This is a genomic window from Kluyvera ascorbata ATCC 33433 (assembly GCF_000735365.1).
GTDB lineage: Bacteria > Pseudomonadota > Gammaproteobacteria > Enterobacterales > Enterobacteriaceae > Kluyvera > Kluyvera ascorbata.
Map to the genome: position 1 here is coordinate 1 of NZ_JMPL01000237.1, position 691 is coordinate 691.

General features: G+C 60.2%; 1 protein-coding gene. It reads right to left on the bottom strand.

Annotated elements, in window-relative coordinates; genetic code table 11:
• Window positions 1-691 (bottom strand): TonB-dependent receptor plug domain-containing protein (locus GKAS_RS23370; protein ID WP_035897923.1); only part of this gene is annotated, 691 nt, incomplete at both ends.

A 691-nucleotide genomic window follows, 5' to 3' on the forward strand; every position in this document is an offset into this window, starting at 1 on the left:
TGCCGGAGTAAAGCAGGGCGGTACCAAAACCGTTATCCGCCGTACCGCCCACCATCAGGTTGTGCGTCTCTTTGGGATTATTTTGTGAGGACGTTGGGCTGAGCTGACCTTCCATGCCGGCTTCGATCCCGAAGTCTTGCGGAATGGCGCGGGTGACAAAGTTCACCACGCCGCCCACGCTCTGCGGCCCGTAACGTACAGCACCGCCGCCGCGCACCACATCGATGGCGTCCATATTTCCGAGCGAAACGGGTGCCAGGGAAAGCTGCGGCTGGCCGTAAGGGGCAAACGGCACTGGAATACCGTCCATCAGTACCGTTGAACGGCTGGCAAGGCGCGGGTTCAGGCCGCGAATACCAAAGTTCATCGCCAGATCGTGGCTACCGGTACCGTTGTTTTCCGGGGCGGTAACGCCAGGAATACGGTTCAGCACCTCGCGCATGGTTGTCGCGCCGGTTTTGGCGAAATCCTCACGGCGGATAACGTCACGCGCGCCGGCATGTTCGAATACGTCGTTTTCGCGCGCATCGCCCAGCCAGTCGCCCACAACCGTGAGCGCATCTTCCTGCGGCGCAGCAACGTGTTCGAGCGTCCAGCTGTTATTCCCTAACGGCTTCACCTGCAGGCCACTGCCCAGGAGCAGTTGCTGTAAACCACTCTCAACATCGTAATCGCCGTGCAAACCGTTGCT